Source organism: Rheinheimera mangrovi (assembly GCF_003990335.1).
In the GTDB taxonomy this organism is placed as follows: domain Bacteria; phylum Pseudomonadota; class Gammaproteobacteria; order Enterobacterales; family Alteromonadaceae; genus Pararheinheimera; species Pararheinheimera mangrovi.
This window is the reverse complement of sequence record NZ_CP034683.1, coordinates 4,064,561-4,081,776: the sequence shown is the minus strand read 5'-3', so window position 1 is coordinate 4,081,776 and position 17,216 is coordinate 4,064,561. Positions and strand designations below refer to the sequence as shown.

Genomic DNA, 17,216 nt, shown 5'->3' with positions numbered 1-17,216 from the left:
TTATGTTGTATTTACGCCACTTTGGTTTACAGCAAACCCCTTTCAGTCTGACTCCAAATACGGCGTTTTATATAGATTTGCCCCAGCACCATGAAGCCTTAGAAGTGCTGACCACTGCTTTGAATGTGGGCGAAGGTTTTATCAAAGTGACAGGCGAAGTGGGCACAGGAAAAACCATGTTGTGCCGCAAGCTAATGAATGAAGCGCCAGACGATTGGGTTATTGCATATATTCCAGATCCTTATTTATCTCCGCTGGAATTGCGTTGGGCTTTGGCCTGCGAATTAGGCTTAAAACAATCAGATACTATTGATAGCCAACAGTTAGTGCAATTAATACAGCGACATTTAGTGGTGTTGGCAGGCCAGGAAAAAAGGGCAGTGTTGATCATCGATGAAGCTCAGGCTTTGCCAGACGAAACATTGGAAGCTTTACGCTTATTAACTAATCTCGAAACTGAACAACGTAAATTGTTGCAAGTGGTGTTGTTTGGTCAGCCCGAGCTCGATACCCGTCTGGCCAGCTATAAATTTCGTCAGTTGCGTCAGCGCGTTAGTTTTTCTTATTTGTTACGTGGCATGTCTTATTACGAAGTTCAGGCCTATGTCAATGCACGCGTCGATATTGCTGGTGTTCGACAGCCATTGTTCTCACCCGGTGCGTTAAAAGCGATTTGGAAATACAGCAGAGGGATCCCACGCTTAGTGAATGTGTTAAGTCATAAAGGTCTGATGTTGGCTTTTGGCGAAAATAAGCTGCAGGTGGATGCCAAACATTTACGTTATGCCGCAAAAGACACCGAAGATGTATATGAGACTATATCTGCTCTTCATCCCATAGTGATTGGTTTGCTGGTTTCTTTGTTGGTAATTGCCGCCGCAGCTGCCTGGCATTTTCGAGGGTTGTGGTTATGAGTGTGATCAATAAAATGCTGCGTGATTTAGACAAGCAGCAACAGCAGCAACATCACAGAGGTTTTATCAGCTTCAAACCACAGCGTAAATCATATCTGTTATTGTGGGTGGCAGTGCCTCTGGCGTTATTAGCGGGTTGGTGCGGTCAGGCCTGGTATAAAGAACGTTTTTCCATCAAAACAGAACAAGCAGCAACAGCAACTGAAGTGCAAAAAGGCCAGGTTCATCCATTAGCTGCCGTGACACAATTGGTGCCACAGGCTCAAAGCTTAGCGGCGGTCACAAGTCTTTCTACAGCGCAGTTAGCAGAAGAACCGATCACCTTGCAGGATGTAGTCGCGACCCGTGTGTCACCAGAGGTGGCGGCTCAGCTTGGCAAGAAAAAGACAGCAGAACCAGCCGCAGTTACAGAATCAGGTTTGAAACCTTTTGTGGAGCAACCTGTTGCCGAAGAGCGTGTTGTGCAGGTTGTTTTAGCTGATCCTGAACCAGCTGCAAGTACAGATCTAATGTTAGCTGGTTCAGCTGACACAGCCGAAGTTCAGGTTACAGAATTTGATCAAAGCGGAGACTTTGCCGCAGATTCGGAAACGACTGTAGAGCCGGATTGGAGCGACCAGCCGCCAGTTTCGGACAAACCCCGCTCTTTGGCTATCGAAAAAGTACAACTGAGCCCGGAGCAGCAAAAAGGGCTGCTGCTGCAAAAAGCAAAAAAGGCTGAATCGGTAGGCAATTTAAATCGGGCTGTGGAGTTTTGGCAACAAGTACGTCAGCTCGACCCTTCCGGCAGCGAGGCTTATTTAGAGTTATCGCGTTTGGCTCAGCTTCAGCGTAATGATGCGGCAGCGGTACAAATTTTGGAACAAGCCAGCGCGACAGGAGTGCAGGATCCAAAGCTGTCAATGGCGCTGGCCGCTTTAGCTTTAAAGCAGCAAGACTGGACCAAAGCTCTGACTTATTTGCAGGACGAGCCTGACATTTTTAATTACACAGACTTTTATGCATTAAAAGCAGCTGCTTTGCAGAAAACGAATCAGCATGCGCAATCCGTGCAAGTGTTCCAACAACTGGCGCGGCAACAACCTGAACAAGCGCGTTGGTGGTTAGGTATGGCATTAAGTTATGATGCGATGCAACAAAGTGAACAAGCATTACTGGCGTATCGTCAGGTGGCAGTCAATGGGGTTGGCTTATCTCCGGCCAGCCTGGACTATGTAAAAAAGCGCATAGCAGCGCTAGAGTGAATTTATGTTAAAACCCAGACTGAAAATGCGACTTGGTGATCTGTTGGTGCATGAAAACATCATCAGTGAGCAGCAATTGCAGCAAGCGTTAGCACAGCAGCAAAAAACGGGCCGCAAGCTGGGTAGTAGCCTGATTGATATGCAGTTTTTAACTGAAGATCAGTTACTACAGTTTTTATCGCAACAGCTCAAAGTGGATTTGCTGGATATCAGCTCGCAGCAAATTGACCCTAAAGCTGTTGCCTTATTACCAGAAGTGCATGCCCGTCGTTTCCGCGCTTTAGTGCTGGAAGACAGAGGGACCTCCGTCTTGCTGGGCATGAGCGATCCTGCCGATTTGTCTGTGCTGGATCAGATAGCGCCTATGCTGGCGCCGAAAGAAATCTCTATTGCGATAGTGCGTGAAAGCCAACTGATCAGCGCTTTTGACCGTTTGTACCGCCGCACTAAACAAATTGAAAGTTTTGCCACTCAGCTCAAAGAAGAGTACGCCGAAACCGATATTCTTGATTTTGGTGCTTTAAGCGACCCAACAGATAACGACAACACTATCGTCAAACTACTGCAATCCATTTTTGAGGATGCTGTGCAGGTTAGGGCTTCGGATATTCATATCGAACCGGACGAAAAACTGCTGAGGATCCGCCAGCGGGTGGACGGTGTGTTGCAGGAAAACGTATTAAAAGAAGTCAGTATAGTGCCGGCTTTGGTTTTGCGTTTAAAGCTGATGGCGCAGCTGGATATATCGGAAAAGCGTTTGCCGCAGGATGGCCGTTTTCAAATCAAAATTAAAGGCCGCACTATAGATGTGCGGATGTCGACTATGCCGGTGCAATATGGCGAGTCGGTGGTAATGCGTTTATTGGACCAATCAGCTGGTTTGCTGACGATGGAACAAACCGGTATGCCGGATGCGCTGCTAAAACGTTTGCGCCGTATCTTAAAAACACCTCACGGTATGATTTTGGTCACAGGTCCTACAGGTTCGGGTAAAACCACCAGTTTGTACGGCATGCTCAGCGAGCTGAACAAAGAAGGCAATAAAATTATTACGGTGGAAGATCCGGTGGAATACCGTTTGCCCCGTATTAATCAGGTGCAGGTGAATCACAAAATTGGCCTGACCTTCAGTAATGTATTAAGAACCAGCTTGCGTCAGGATCCAGACATTATCATGGTCGGTGAGATGCGGGATCAGGAAACCGCAGAAATTGGCTTACGTGGAGCTTTAACTGGTCACTTGGTGTTGTCGACTTTGCACACCAATGATGCGATCAGCAGTACCTTGCGTTTAATCGATATGGGCGCTGCCGAGTATCTGGTCGCCAGCGCACTGCGGGCCATTCTGGCACAGCGACTGGTTCGGCGTTTATGCCCACATTGCAAAAAGCCGTACACGCCGGATTCGTCTGAAATCAGCTGGTTACAACATAAACATATAACACCAAGTCAACAGTTTTGGCGTGGTGAAGGGTGTCAGAACTGCAACCATACGGGGTATTCTGGCCGTATAGGTGTGTTTGAATTGTTGGTAATGAACCGCGAGCTGGCTGATGCGCTGCGCCGCAGTGACGCTGAAGGTTTTGCTATTGCAGCCCGCAACAACGAAGGCTTTAGGCCTTTGGGCGATATGGCGCTGGATTATGCGATGCAAGGGCTGACCAGCATAGAAGAAGTCATTAAGGTTTCTGAGTATCTTGAACTGGAAGAGCCGGTCAGTATCATTACCACAGAGCTGGATCCTCTCTAATGGCTACCTTCAGCTACACAGCAAGGGACAGGCAAGGTCAAGCGGTCACTGGCAGCATTGAAGCCAGTAGTGAAACGGCCGCTGCCGATATGCTGCTGCAACGCAGTCAAATACCGATCAAAATTCAACTGCAGGAAGAGAAGCAGGCTGGTGCCGCTATCGTCTGGCCATGGCAACGGGTCAGCATGACCGAGTTGATTATATTCTCCCGTCAGATGTACTCACTGATGAAAGCCGGTATTCCTATTATCCGCGCTATTGTCGGCTTAGCAGAAAGCACCAGTTCTAATGCTTTGAACACTGTACTGTTGGATTTAGCGGATCAACTGGAAAAAGGTCGTACTTTATCTGCGGCCATGACCATGCATCCCAAAATATTTAGCCGCTTAGTGGTTTCTCTAGTGCATGTTGGCGAAAATACCGGCCGCCTTGACGAGTCATTTTTACAACTTTCCGGCTATTTTGAGCAGGAAATGGAAACGAAAAAGCAAATTAAACAAGCCACCCGTTACCCAACCTTTGTGCTGATCGCCATTACCGTAGCTATGGTGATTATGAATGTTCTGGTGATCCCACAGTTTGCATCTATGTTTGCCAAATTTAATACCGAGCTGCCCTGGGCGACCAAGGTTCTGCTTGCCAGCTCGAACTCTTTTGTGAATTACTGGGAATTGATGTTAGCGGTGTTGATAGGATTTATCTGGGCTTTGAAGATATATTTACAAACAGATAAAGGTCGTTATCAGTGGAGTTACTGGAAGTTAAAAATGCCACTGATGGGTTCTATTTTAGTGCGGGCAAGCTTAGGACGTTTTAGCCGTAGCTTTTCGATGATGTTAAGAGCTGGTGTGCCATTAACCTCTGCTTTAACTTTAGTGGCAGAAGCGGTGGATAACGACTTTATGGCGGAAAAGATCCGTGATATGCGAAAAAACATCGAACGGGGCGAAAGCTTGTTGCGTGTTTCGGTGCAAAGTGAATTATTTACGCCTTTAGTGCTCCAAATGTTAGCTGTGGGCGAAGAAACAGGTCAGGTTGACGATATGTTGACGGAAGTTGCGTCTTTTTATGAACGAGAAGTGGCATACGACTTGAAAGGACTCACCGCAAAGATAGAACCTATTTTGATTTGTATAGTGTCCGGCATGGTGCTGATATTAGCTTTAGGTATTTTTACTCCAATGTGGGATATGTTGAATGCATACAAAGGTGGTTAGTAAATATTTGTAAAAATGAAAAAAATAGAAGACAACTTAGAGATTGTGAGTAAAATAAGCACAATTAGCGATATACTAACAAATAAAGATGTGGAGTTAACAAAATGAGACGACAGAGTGGTTTCACTATTATCGAAATTATCATTGTAGTGATAATTTTAGGTTTACTTGCAGCTACTGCTTTGCCGCGGTTTCTGGACGTTGTGGATGATGCTGAGGATGCCTCGTTGGAAGGTGTAACAGGTGCTTTTGCAACTGGCGTTGGCTTGGTGCGCGGACAATGGGAAGTGGCTGGTCGTCCAAGTGGTTCTTCAGCCAGTGGCAGTACTGGTACTAACCAGGCCAACCTGACCTTTGTAACTATCGATAACCGAAGAGTGGGCGTGGACGCTAGTACAGCTCAGGTTTTGGGTGGTTTCACCCGTGGTTACCCTAGTGCCGGTGTCACAACTGCAGCAACTGCAGCGGTTGTTAGCGGTACAGCCAACAACACACAAGTAGCGAACATGACAGAAGCACGTTGCCTGGAAGTGTTTAACCTGCTATTGCAAAACCCGCCAGCAGCCATTGTGGGTACTGGTGCTACAGCTGCTACTTTAGCGCAAAATAAATTTGTTGTTGTAGAAGGAACTGGTACTGCTGCTAACATTTGTTTCTATTTTCAGACGGCAGGCAATGCGGCTGTGCCAACACCACCAGCAACGGCAACAAACAATATTCCGACCTCTGTTGCATTTAACTATTTTTGGTATAGTCCCGCTACTGGTGTAGTGAACGCGGTACGTAATAAACCGTAAAACATTTTTAAATGAGGTGAAGTATGAAGACTTTAAATAAACAACAGGGTTTTACTTTAGTAGAACTGATTATAGTAATAGTTATTTTAGGTATCTTAGCTGTAACAGCAGCGCCCAGATTCTTAAATATGAGTGGTGATGCTACCCGTGCAGTATTGACCTCTGTACAAGCATCACTTGAAACAGGAGTTCGTTTCGCAAACAACAAAGCTTTGATTCAAGGCGTGCAGAACGTTAACCCTACTGCTGCAACTGCAACTTCTACGGTAGATGGAATTACCATCACTCACGGTTACCCTGATGCTATTGCAACGGGTGCAGGTGCTGTACTGGATTTACCAGCTGGTTGGGTTGTGGCTTACCCTGATACTGTAGTTGCAAATCAGATTACAGCTGCAGAAGTAACAGCTGCAAACATTACGGCAGCAGTGTTAACTCCGGCATCTCCTCCGGCTCCGGCTTTTATCGCTACAGCAGATGGCGGTATCATGCGTATAGCTCCGAGCTATGATGATCTGAAGGCTACAGGAACTTGTTATATTCAATATAAATCTGCAACCAAAGCCAGTGCTGTAGCTGCTGTTACTCCGCCAGTTATCACAGCTGTGACTACAGGCTGTGATTAATAAATGAATGCTCTGCCAACAAAAGCTCATTCAGGGTTTACGTTGGTTGAGCTTGTGATAGTGCTGGTATTAATTGGTATTTTGGCTGCGACTGCGGCTCCTAAAATCCTTGGACGTTCCAGCACTGATGCATTGACAACGCGGGATCAGATCATCTCTGTCCTGCGTTTGTTGCAGTTGCGCGCTATGCAGAAAACTGATTTGACAAGCTGTCGGCAAGTGTTGATCACTGCTACTTCTGCAGGCTTGTCTGATCCTGCGACATGCAGCCCTGCGACCATAGACAACTCTGATCAATTTGTAGTGAATTCAACCAGCCAGCTTGGTATTAGTGTGTTTAACCAGGTAAGCGGTGGTGCGCAATTATTACCTCCTGCCAATGAGTTCCGGTTTTTATTCAGTATTAAAGGCCAGCCCTTGCAAGACAGTACCGGTGTTCAGTATCCGGATGGCCTGCGCATTGAGATCTCGGCTGGTGATACCTATAACATCTGTATTGAGGATGAGGGGTACATTCACCCATGCTGAGCGCACGCATTTATTTCAGATTATCCCCTTCTAAAGGCTTCACCTTAATAGAGCTGGTGGTCGGCATTGTTATGTTGTCAGTAGCTTTACTGGTCATTACCAAGGCATTAGGACCATTATTTCAACGCACCGCAGATCCATGGCATCAGGTTCGGGCTGCTGAGTTGGGTCACAGTTTCCTGAATGAGATTATGGCACGGTCTTTTGATGAAATGTCTGACAAAGCAGGTGGTGAGTTCAGATGCAGCCATGATGGTGTCAGCTACGAGCAAGGTGCTGTTAATTGCACAGTCGGTAATCCGCCTGAGCCTGTAGCTTGCATAGATAGGACGCTCTCGACACCGGACTGTGGTGTTTCATCTTGTTGGGGGCCAGAGAATGATGAAGACAGAACTCAAACCAGTACTTTTGATGATGTTGATGATTTTCACGGCCTGGTGCTGACGGGCAAGGACCTAGTGAAGAATATAGTCAATGAGAGTCTGGCCGCTGATTACAATAGTTACACTATCTGTGTGGACGTACGTTATGCAGGTTCAGAGTTAGGTTCGGCGCAGGAATCTGCAAAAAAAGTGACAGTGAGTGTTGTTACCCCTTTAAATGAACAGATCAATTTTGCGGCTTACCGGAGTAATTGGTAATGATAGTGTCGTTGCGATCGCATCAGGGCTTTACGTTAATAGAGCTCATTCTAGTGATCGTTATCATTGGTATACTTGCAACTTTAACTAGCAGCTTTTTAAGTCTGGGTTCCCGCATGTATACTGAAACTGCAGACCGTGACAAATTACTAAGTCAAAGTCGTTTCGCGTTGGAACGTCTTACCCGAGAGCTGCGAAATGCGATACCAAACAGTGTTCGAGTTCATAGTGCTGCAGGGCGTTGCATTGAGTTTGTGCCTGTGGAAGTGGCGTCCCGCTACACTTCAATTCCATTAGCGGCTCCTGGTAAGGCAAGTATCAGCTTTTTTGGTTTAGCCAGTGAATGGCAAACTTTGGCTGCACCAGGCGCAGGAGTAGACGGCTACAGAGCTTATATCTATGCGACTGACCAGACGCAGATTTATTTAACTGGTTCAGGTTCGAGCCCCGGGCGTTTTTTTGAGATAGATTCAGCGCTGTTTGACGCTACCACAAACGGTTTCAATGTGACTTTAAATTTTGCCTCAGACATCTACTTTGCAGTGAATTCTCCAAGTAACAGGATTTATCTGGCGAAAAGTCCTGTTAGTTATTGTATTAACAATGCTGGGCAGTTGCACAGGTATGCAGGTTACGAATTTGCCGCCACCCCAAATCTGAGTGATGGCTCGTTAATGGCAGAAAATCTGGATCCTTCGCTATCCACTTTTCAGGTAGACAATCCTTCACTAAGCCGTAATTCCATATCTCATCTGGTATTAGTTTTCCACACGACATTGAGCGGGAAGTTGTTTTTCAACCAAGAGGTTCATATTCCCAATGTACCCTGAACCTAAACTGTTTACCTTGAAAAGACAGCAAGGCAGTGCGCTTGTTATCGCCATTTTTATTAGCGTGATCATGGTATTGCTAGTGTTGTCGATGTCGCAGATACTTAATAAAAGTAAAGCGAGTATTGCTTATGAAGTTTTAGGAACCAGGGCTTTTTTTGCGGCGCAATCAGGTATGGAACGTGCTCTTTCGTTATTGTTCCCACTTAATTCTGTGGCATTAACGGCTTGTCCTGCTTCACTAGCACCTCTTACTATTGCCTTTAATAGGATAAGTGGTTTGGAGTCGTGCAGAGTAGACGTTAGCTGTATCCCAGAAACTAATGGTACTGTTACACATTTCAGACTTCGTAGCACCGGAAGCTGCGATGGCGAAACAATCCAAACCTCCCGCACTATAGAAATGGAAGTATGGCAGTAATGGTTTGTCTGAAGGCAGTGAATTATGAAATGTAATGCAGCAATGACTTCTGTCCGACTGTTTTTTCTGTTAATTGTTTTAGCTCTGCTGGAAATGTCGCAGGCAAGTGCTGCCACTTATAGCCTTACCCCAGGTAGTACTCCAATCAGCACACCAAGTAACGCACCAGCATTGTGTAGTGGTAATCAGGGCAGCTGGAGTGGCAATACCTATCGATGTGACTGGAATCAGCATTTATCGTTGCAACAAGGCGATGTAATTACATCGAATGCAGCTGTAACCATTCATTCTAATAGTGGGATGAATCTAACTAATGTTACTTTAGGTAGCGGCAGTAACCCTATAACCTTGACTGCAGAAAGTGGCAGTACCATCCAACTGAATAACTCCGTTTTATATAGCTCTATTGGCGGCGGCAGCACTCAGAATGTTGTTTTAACAAATAATACTATTGTGCATGGCAGCATCAGTGTTAGTGGGACTATCCAGTCCACCAATTCAACTGTAATGGGCACTATTACTTCAAGCAATGGAGCTGTAACTTTTACCGGTGGTCAGGCATTTGGCCATATTAATGTTCAATGCTGTAAGGTTACCGTGTCGGGTGGCGCTGTTATCCACGCGGGGATTCGTGCCGGTAACAACGGTATAGATATTAGTAATAGTACGGTAACAGGTGATTTAAACGCGGGTGACAACGAAATTATTCTGACCAATGTCACTATGCTTTCAGGGAATATCAGCGCAGGCTCAAACAATGTCACTATTAACGGTGGTGATATTACCGCCAATGTAACTAACTCCAATAGAGTATTTATCAATAATGGCGCTGTGGTGCACGGGGATCTGCAGGCTCGTTACCTGGTGGAAGCCAGTAACAGTACAATATATGGTGATATTGAAACTACGGATAATTTCCCTGAAGGTTTGCACCATGTAAAACTAACAGATTCAACTGTATATGGTAATGTCACTGTGAGGACAGACTGGGGGACCATTATAGGTAACTGGCCAAGCAGTGCTATATACGGTGATTGTGATTATAAATCGGTAACACCTTCCCTGTGTAGAGCGCCAGCAGCACACTGGAAGTTTGACGAAGCTCAGTGGAGCAACACTGCTGATGAAGTTTTAGATTCATCTACAAATCAACGGCATGGCAGGGCTCGTAATGGTGCTGTAACTGCCACTAACAGTCCATCGCCAGCTTCATGTACATATGGGGATTTCCAGCAAAGCTCTTCCTCGGACTATCCTTATGTTGATATAGGCAGAAATTCATTTTTTCACGATGCTGACAACTTCAGTTTTTCTTTATGGCTCAAGATGAATGGCAATGAACAGTCGGGCAGTCGCCAAGTGATTTTGGCTTATGGTGATGAAGAGGGGGTTATTGATGATGATGATGGCCGCTTTGAACTGTATCGGAGAAATTCGGATAATGCCTTAGTTTTCGCCGTGCGAATGCAAAACGACAATTTACGTTATGTTGAAGCAACAGGCAATGTGTTTAACGGACAATGGCACCATGTGGCGTTTAGCTATTCGAAAACTGAGAGACGCATGCGTCTTTATATAGATAATGTGTTGGTTGATGATAATCCGAATCAAAATATAGGTAACTCGGACGATCAAAAAACGCCAAAGAAAGGCGATGATGAGGGGCTATCAATAGGTGCTTTACCTGATGGTTCTCGCGGTATTAAAGGCCAAATCGACGAAGTGCGGTTTTTGAATTTTGAGCTAACAGCTGCAGAAGTTGCTACTTATGCAACTGAAACAGCAAGCTGTGCAAGTGCAGCACCCGTTTTGTCGTGGAATTTAAACGTGTCAGCCTGGACTGGGGCTGCCAGCGAAGTACTTGATACGTCGGGTAATAGTTTAAACGGTCGTACTTACAACAGCCTGTTATCCTCTGTAAGCGCTCCGGCACTGACTGGAGACCCTGGTACCTGTGCCTTTTCGCAGTTTAATGGTAGTAATCAGTATATTGCTGTAGCAGATAATGCGAAACTCGATATTACTGACGAGCTAACAGTTGCTATCTGGGTAAGACCAAGAGCTTATCCTGGCTCAGATCTCATGACTATTTTGTCAAAAGATACTAACTATGAATTCCATTTAACTCCTGCGGGCAAAATATATTGGTGGTGGCATGATCAGGATGGAGTTGAGAGAACTCTAACCAGTAACGGTAGTGTTCCGCTTAATCAATGGACTCATGTAGCTATTACTTATAAAAATGGTGCGCAACGCATTTATATTAATGGCACCCAAGATACAAGTACTGGCAGTTATACAAAGAAACTTGCAACCAACAATCTGGCGCTGGAAGTTGGTCGTGATAACGCAGCAAATCGCTATTTTAATGGTGATTTAGACGAGGTGCGCATTTATGCCCGAGCCCATAACCAAACTAAAATAGAAGAGATCAGGCAGGAACGTAACAGCTGTGGTTTGATTGCAACTTGTTTGCTGACAGAGGAATTTACTGATTATGCCCAGTGGTACAGAACAGTTCGCAGTGGCACAGTGCCAGACCTTGTGAATGGTCGTTTACAATTAACAACTAATGACCAAAATCAATCCACTTCAATTACTTTTAAGCAAGCCTTTCCTACAGAAGGCAATAAGCTGACGATAGAGTTCGATCATTTTGCATATGGTGGCAACGGAGCTGATGGCATAGGTTTGGTGTTGTCTGATGCTACTAAGACACCAGTCCCGGGCAGCTTTGGTGGGAGCTTGGGTTATGCACCGCGAAATAATGTCAGTCCCGTGCAGCCTGGCTTTGCCGGTGGTTGGTTGGGAGTTGGCTTTGACGAGTTCGGTAACTATGCCAAAGCTACAGAAGGCCGATCAGGCGGTGTGGCAAGTAATACGGACAGTGCTCAGGCTATAGGTATTCGTGGAGCGGGTTCTGGCACCAACGGCTATCAATGGTTAGGTTGGAGCGGTAAGTTGTCGCGCAGCCTGAGCATTAGCGGAAGCACTCCTGGGCGAGGTGACAGATTCAGGATCACTATTGATACGGCTACTAATGCCAGCCAGGTTGCTTTTAGTCTGGAAAGGCGACCAGCCGGAACCAATACTTTTACCGAAGTATTAAATTCATCGAATGTGGATTTAGCGAATCAGCCCGCAATGCCCGCCAATTTTTTGTTGTCTTTTACAGGCTCTACCGGCACCAATACTAATTTTCATGCTCTGGACAATGTACAGGTATGTAGTATAAAAGCCCCTATTCCTATCGCTATAGGTGAAGAGAGTATTCACCATTTTGAACTTAGTTATGGTAATTCGCTGACATGTAGCCCAACTGAAGTAACGGTAAAAGCTTGTGCAAACTCAGATTGCTCGCAACTTTATGCAAATCAGGTTTCATTGCAACTGACCGCAACTAACGGCGCTGTTTTTGAGTCCTCAGGCAGCATTACCTTTACGGGCAGTCAAAGCATTAATTTAGTGAAAACTGTTGTGGGCGCAACAACTATTGGTATTCAGCCCGGTTCTGCTTCTGTGTCTACAACAAATGCTCTGCAATGTAAACAAAACGGAGTAACAAGCAATTGTTCTCTGAGTTTTGCCGACAGTGGTTTTGTGTTTGATGTACAGGATATGATTGCGAACCAGTCGCAAAATGTATTGATCCGCGCTGTGCGCAAAGATGATTCCAGCCAACAATGTGTACCTGGTTTTAGAAATGTCACCAGGCCGGTAAAACTTTGGTCTGACTATATAGAGCCAAATGCATCTGCCAGACCAGAAAGTCGCTCTGTGCTAGTGAATGGAATAGCTATACCAAAAAGTTATGACTCTAATACATCGCAAGATCTGGCGTTCAATGCTAACGGTCAAGCAAGTGTAGCGCTCAATTATACAGATGCTGGCCAAATGCAATTGAATGCTCGGTATGACGGTGCAGCCGCTACTGGAGATAATAATCTGCTAATGACAGGTAATGATCAGTTTGTGTCAAGGCCGGCAGGTTTGTGTATCAGAGAAGGTAATGATAGTGCTGCTCCTGTGAGTTGCGGATTGCCATATAGCAACTGTGTGGCATATAAGAAGGCAGGTGAAGATTTTAACCTGTCAGTGATTGCTAAAGCTTCTGAGAATAATGGCGACACCAATATATGTGCTAACGCTATAAACACACCAAACTTTAAACTAAATTCTATTGCATTGTCTCACTCTTTGATTGCCCCACTAGTGGCTGATGGTGCAAGTCCTGGAGCTCTTGGGGTCGGATCTTATAATCATATACAATCTAATGGTGGCATTGTCACAACCGCTCAGACCGTCTCCGAAGTGGGGGTCTATACCTTTACTGCAACCCCAACTGTGAATAGCTATTTTGGTTATACCATAGCTCCTGCAACCACTGCTCCTGTAGGACGTTTTACTCCAGCTTATTTTACTGCAACAGTAAATACGCCTGTATTAGCCGCTTGCAATGCAGACAACCCGAATCCTGTGTTGACAAGGTTTGCTTACCTTGGACAACCTGTGGGTTATCAGATTTTTCCTCGTGCTACGTTAACCGCAAAAAATGTACAGAATCAAATTACGATTAACTATGGCCTTAGTTTTTTCAAAGCTCAATCGATGACTGCAGCTTTAGGCAGTGAAATGCTTAGCGCAACCAGTTATTCCACTTTAAGCACTGTAGCAACGCCTTCAGCCACCAGCAGGGGCAAACTGGAGCCAGCAAGTTTTGATAATTATGATGGTCAGTTTGACCTGACTATGAGTGATGTATCAACACCGACTGCTAGTGCAGAGCAGCTTAGTTTTGCCCGAACTTTACCTTATAGCCCGCCTGTTTCAAGTTCTGCGTTAGGTTTGAAACTAGACTTGGTTGATACCTTTGTAAGAGACGGTGATGGGGTTTGTGTGAAAACTGCGGACAATGGCAGTTGTTTACCTGTTACATTTAGTAATATTACAGCACCTGAGTTGCGGTATGGCCGGTTAATTTTAAGGGGGGGGTCTGCACCTGATACCCATCCTACTAACTCGGTATCAATACCTGTAAGTCTTTCTGCTGAGTATTGGGATGGCACGGCTTTTATTATTAATACTGCAGATAACTGCAGTGCAGTAAACTTTAATAATATGACAGTTGAATCTGGTCATGGCCGAGATGGTGTTGTAGGCACTCTTATAGCCGGTGAAAATGCCCTTGATAGTTTAATAGTTCAGGTGCCTGCCGACACACAAGGCAGCTGGCCTGTGTTTTATGACGCACCTCATTGGTTAAAGTTTGACTGGCTAAAAGAACCTGTTGGCCAGCCTCTTGTGCTGGAAAACCCATCCTCAGAAGTTAGTGTTGGTCGTTTTCGTGGCAACAAACGTCAAATTTTCTGGCAGGAAAGGCTGAACTAAATGCATCGGAAGCCTGATTAGAGTTTTAGCATTGGATTGTAATTTTGAGGGGCAGGTGCAAGACCCGCTCCTACGAATTATTAACCCAGATTATGTTTATTAATATGCAATGTTCATTGTGGGGGCCGTGGCTTGTCCCGGCCCGTCTCGAAATTCACATAAACCCTTCCAGCCCAGGCTGATTTCCGCTGTGTATTGAACCATTGAACCTAGCCTTACCATAAGCGGGTTCGAGACCCGCTCTTTGTATGCTCTTCGAAAGGTTTGTCAAAAGGGACTTTAAAAATTCAGCAATACGTTTGAGTTAATACGAATAGACGCCCGGATTTTCGTAGTTCCGCCTTCGCAATATTGCACCAGGTCCATTGCTAAAACGTCAAGTTTCGGTGTCTCCTCCACTATACTGTGGACTTCCCCCAATCTCATAGACACTCGTTAACCTCGTTGAGATTAGCTTTTTCCTCATAATCTGCTGGTGATAACTGTCCTAAATGACTGTGTCTGCGCCGACGGTTATAAAATACCTCGATGTACTCAAAAATGTCACTACGCGCTTCTTCACGGTTGTTATAAATTCTCCGTTTAATCTGCTCTTTTTTCAGTGAACTAAAGAAGGATTCGGCAACCGCATTATCCCAACAGTTACCGCGCCGACTCATGCTGGCTGAGAGTTTGTGTGTATCCAGAAATCGTTTCCATTCATCGCTACTGAACTGGGAGCCTTGGTCAGAATGTATGATGACCGGTTGTTTCGGTTTCCTGCGCCAGACAGCCATTAACAACGCATCAAGCACAATTTCTTTCGCCAGCGTGGCCTTCATCGACCAACCAATGACTCGTCGAGAGTACAGATCTAACACTACGGCAAGATATAAAAAGCCCTCGTAGGTTCTGATATAGGTGATATCAGTTACCCAGGCTTTATTTGGCTCGTTATAAGTAAATTCACGCTGTAACTGGTTTTTTGCCGGTACAGCGGGTTTACCCGCACGATAACGTGGCGTTTTATAACCACGAATAGCTTTGAGGCCAGCCAAATTCATCAAGCGAGCTACGCGATTCTCCGAGCAGGTTTCACCGGCTTCACGTAAATCAACATGGATACGAGGGCTGCCATAAATGCCGCCGCTTTCAAGCCATGACTCTTTAATCAGTGCCGTTAAACGCTGGTTCTCACGTGCTCTGTTTGATTCAGGCTGCTTCAGCCATTGATAATAGCCGCTGTGATGGACACGCAGCATGGTACACATCAACCGCACAGGATGGCAGTTCTGGTTATCGCGGATAAAGGCATACCTTAACTGAACTGCTTGGCAAAGTATGCGGCGGCCTTTTTTAGGATGTCCCGCTCTTCTTCAGCCCGTTTTAAAGCGGCTTTTAGCCTGGCATTTTCAGCGGCTAAATCCTGCTGCTGCGTCACTACAGGATCTGGATTAGTGGCCTGATTATGTTCCTTGAGCCACTTATAAAGGCTGTTGTCTGATACGCCTAAGCGCTCAGATACATCTTTAACGGAATATCCACGTTCTGTGATTTGTTTGATAGCTTCGGCTTTGAATTCTGGTGTAAAACGTTGCTTGGACATGGTGCCCTCCTAAAGTTGTATTTTAACCTAAGGAGTGTCTAGTGTTTTAGGGGAAGTCCACATCTCTCTTGTCTGACTATGAAACATTTGGCTTTTCAATGGCTTTGGTTTAATTTGGTAAAAACTAAAGATAAAGCTATTTTCTTGGCGTTTTGTTACTTAAAATAAGCACCATTTCGTCGGGCACCTTGTGTCACCACCTCTTAGTTAAAAGGATTAGTCTGTTCCATGTTAAATAAATTGCGTGGTCTGTTTTCAAATGATCTGTCGATCGACCTGGGGACAGCCAATACACTCATCTATGTAAAAGATCAGGGCATAGTCCTGAACGAGCCTTCAGTAGTTGCTATTCGTCAGGAAAGAACTGGCGGACCTAAGAGTGTTGCGGCCGTTGGCCACGCAGCCAAGCGTATGCTTGGCCGTACTCCTGGCAATATTAAAGCCATTCGTCCAATGAAAGACGGTGTCATCGCCGACTTCTATGTGACTGAAAAAATGCTGCAGCATTTTATCAAACAAGCGCACAGCAACAGTTTCCTGCGTCCTAGTCCTCGTGTACTGGTTTGTGTGCCTTGTGGTTCTACGCAAGTAGAGCGCCGTGCTATCCGTGAATCAGCTCAGGGTGCTGGTGCCCGTGAAGTCTACTTAATTGACGAGCCAATGGCCGCTGCTATTGGTGCGGGTTTACCTGTGTCTGAAGCGACAGGTTCTATGGTGGTCGACATTGGTGGTGGTACTACTGAAGTTGCCATTATTTCTCTGAACGGTGTGGTGTATTCCTCATCAGTTCGTATTGGTGGTGACAAGTTTGACGACGCCATCATCAACTATATCCGTCGTAACTACGGTATTTTGATTGGTGAAGCCACTGCAGAGCGTATCAAAACAGAAATTGGTTCAGCTTACCCAAGCGACGAAATTCTGGAAATTGAAGTACGTGGCCGTAACCTGGCTGAAGGCGTACCTCGCAGCTTCACTATGACCAGCAACGAAATTTTAGAAGCCTTACAAGAGCCTCTGGCTGGTATAGTTTCTGCTGTTATGGTTGCACTGGAACAGTCTCCGCCAGAACTGGCTTCAGATATTTCTGAACGCGGTATGGTATTAACGGGTGGTGGCGCATTACTGCGTGATTTAGACCGCCTGCTGATGGAAGAAACCGGTATCCCTGTGGTTGTAGCCGATGATCCACTGACCTGTGTTGCTCGTGGTGGTGGTAAAGCCTTAGAAATGATCGACATGCATGGCGGTGATGTGTTTAGTTACGACTAACAA

13 protein-coding genes and 1 pseudogene are annotated in these 17,216 nt (G+C 45.6%); 13 read left to right on the top strand and 1 reads right to left on the bottom strand.

The window, feature by feature from the left end; translation table 11 throughout:
* Positions 1-2: 2 nt before the first annotated feature.
* The 12 genes and pseudogenes from EK374_RS18390 to EK374_RS18340 all read left to right on the top strand — a co-directional run bounded on the left by EK374_RS18390 (position 3) and on the right by EK374_RS18340 (position 14,356).
* Complete coding sequence (locus tag EK374_RS18390) at positions 3-914, top strand: ExeA family protein (protein ID WP_233280280.1); 912 nt, start codon at positions 3-5, stop codon at positions 912-914.
* Positions 911-2,158: a tetratricopeptide repeat protein gene (locus EK374_RS18385; RefSeq protein ID WP_127025987.1), complete on the top strand. Its 1,248-nt coding sequence runs from the start codon at positions 911-913 to the stop codon at positions 2,156-2,158. The genes EK374_RS18390 and EK374_RS18385 overlap by 4 nt, the downstream gene beginning before the upstream one ends.
* Before the next feature lie 4 nt (positions 2,159-2,162).
* Positions 2,163-3,908, top strand: coding sequence for a GspE/PulE family protein (locus EK374_RS18380; protein ID WP_127025986.1), 1,746 nt, complete (start codon positions 2,163-2,165; stop codon positions 3,906-3,908).
* Positions 3,908-5,125 carry a type II secretion system F family protein gene (locus tag EK374_RS18375; RefSeq protein ID WP_127025985.1) on the top strand — a complete coding sequence of 406 codons (1,218 nt, stop codon included), beginning with the start codon at positions 3,908-3,910 and terminating at the stop codon, positions 5,123-5,125. Before EK374_RS18380 ends, EK374_RS18375 begins: the two co-directional genes overlap by 1 nt.
* Before the next feature lie 104 nt (positions 5,126-5,229).
* Positions 5,230-5,922 carry a prepilin-type N-terminal cleavage/methylation domain-containing protein gene (locus EK374_RS21100; RefSeq protein ID WP_127025984.1) on the top strand — a complete coding sequence of 231 codons (693 nt, stop codon included), beginning with the start codon at positions 5,230-5,232 and terminating at the stop codon, positions 5,920-5,922.
* 23 nt (positions 5,923-5,945) lie between these two features.
* Positions 5,946-6,548 (top strand): prepilin-type N-terminal cleavage/methylation domain-containing protein, encoded by a 603-nt coding sequence (locus EK374_RS21095; protein ID WP_127025983.1) that lies wholly within the window; start codon positions 5,946-5,948, stop codon positions 6,546-6,548.
* A 3-nt stretch (positions 6,549-6,551) separates the two neighbouring features.
* Positions 6,552-7,076 carry a prepilin-type N-terminal cleavage/methylation domain-containing protein gene (locus EK374_RS18360; RefSeq protein ID WP_127025982.1) on the top strand — a complete coding sequence of 175 codons (525 nt, stop codon included), beginning with the start codon at positions 6,552-6,554 and terminating at the stop codon, positions 7,074-7,076.
* Entirely contained in the window at positions 7,070-7,717 is a 648-nt protein-coding gene (locus EK374_RS18355; RefSeq protein WP_127025981.1) for a type IV pilus modification PilV family protein, read from the top strand. The genes EK374_RS18360 and EK374_RS18355 overlap by 7 nt, the downstream gene beginning before the upstream one ends.
* A pseudogene (locus EK374_RS21170) lies at positions 7,717-7,800 on the top strand (prepilin-type N-terminal cleavage/methylation domain-containing protein); the annotation flags it as partial. The gene EK374_RS18355 and the pseudogene EK374_RS21170, both read left to right, overlap by 1 nt.
* A 33-nt stretch (positions 7,801-7,833) precedes the next feature.
* Complete coding sequence (locus EK374_RS18350; RefSeq protein WP_233280279.1) at positions 7,834-8,547, top strand: hypothetical protein; 714 nt, start codon at positions 7,834-7,836, stop codon at positions 8,545-8,547.
* Positions 8,537-8,968, top strand: coding sequence for a type II secretory pathway component (locus tag EK374_RS18345; RefSeq protein WP_127025979.1), 432 nt, complete (start codon positions 8,537-8,539; stop codon positions 8,966-8,968). The genes EK374_RS18350 and EK374_RS18345 overlap by 11 nt, the downstream gene beginning before the upstream one ends.
* A 240-nt stretch (positions 8,969-9,208) precedes the next feature.
* Positions 9,209-14,356 (top strand): DUF6701 domain-containing protein, encoded by a 5,148-nt coding sequence (locus EK374_RS18340; protein WP_164731907.1) that lies wholly within the window; start codon positions 9,209-9,211, stop codon positions 14,354-14,356.
* A 422-nt stretch (positions 14,357-14,778) separates the two neighbouring features.
* Here the strand turns inward: EK374_RS18340 and EK374_RS18335 are convergent.
* Positions 14,779-15,941, bottom strand: a protein-coding gene (locus EK374_RS18335) for an IS3 family transposase (protein ID WP_206099215.1) whose coding sequence is annotated in 2 segments (ribosomal slippage) — positions 14,779-15,686 and positions 15,686-15,941 — 1,164 coding nt in all. Because the reading frame shifts where the segments join, the coding sequence is not laid out codon by codon here.
* Positions 15,942-16,169: 228 nt separating this feature from the next.
* On the opposite strand from EK374_RS18335, the gene EK374_RS18330 reads away from it, so the two are divergent.
* Positions 16,170-17,213 (top strand): rod shape-determining protein, encoded by a 1,044-nt coding sequence (locus EK374_RS18330; RefSeq protein WP_046521342.1) that lies wholly within the window; start codon positions 16,170-16,172, stop codon positions 17,211-17,213.
* Positions 17,214-17,216: the final 3 nt, after the last annotated feature.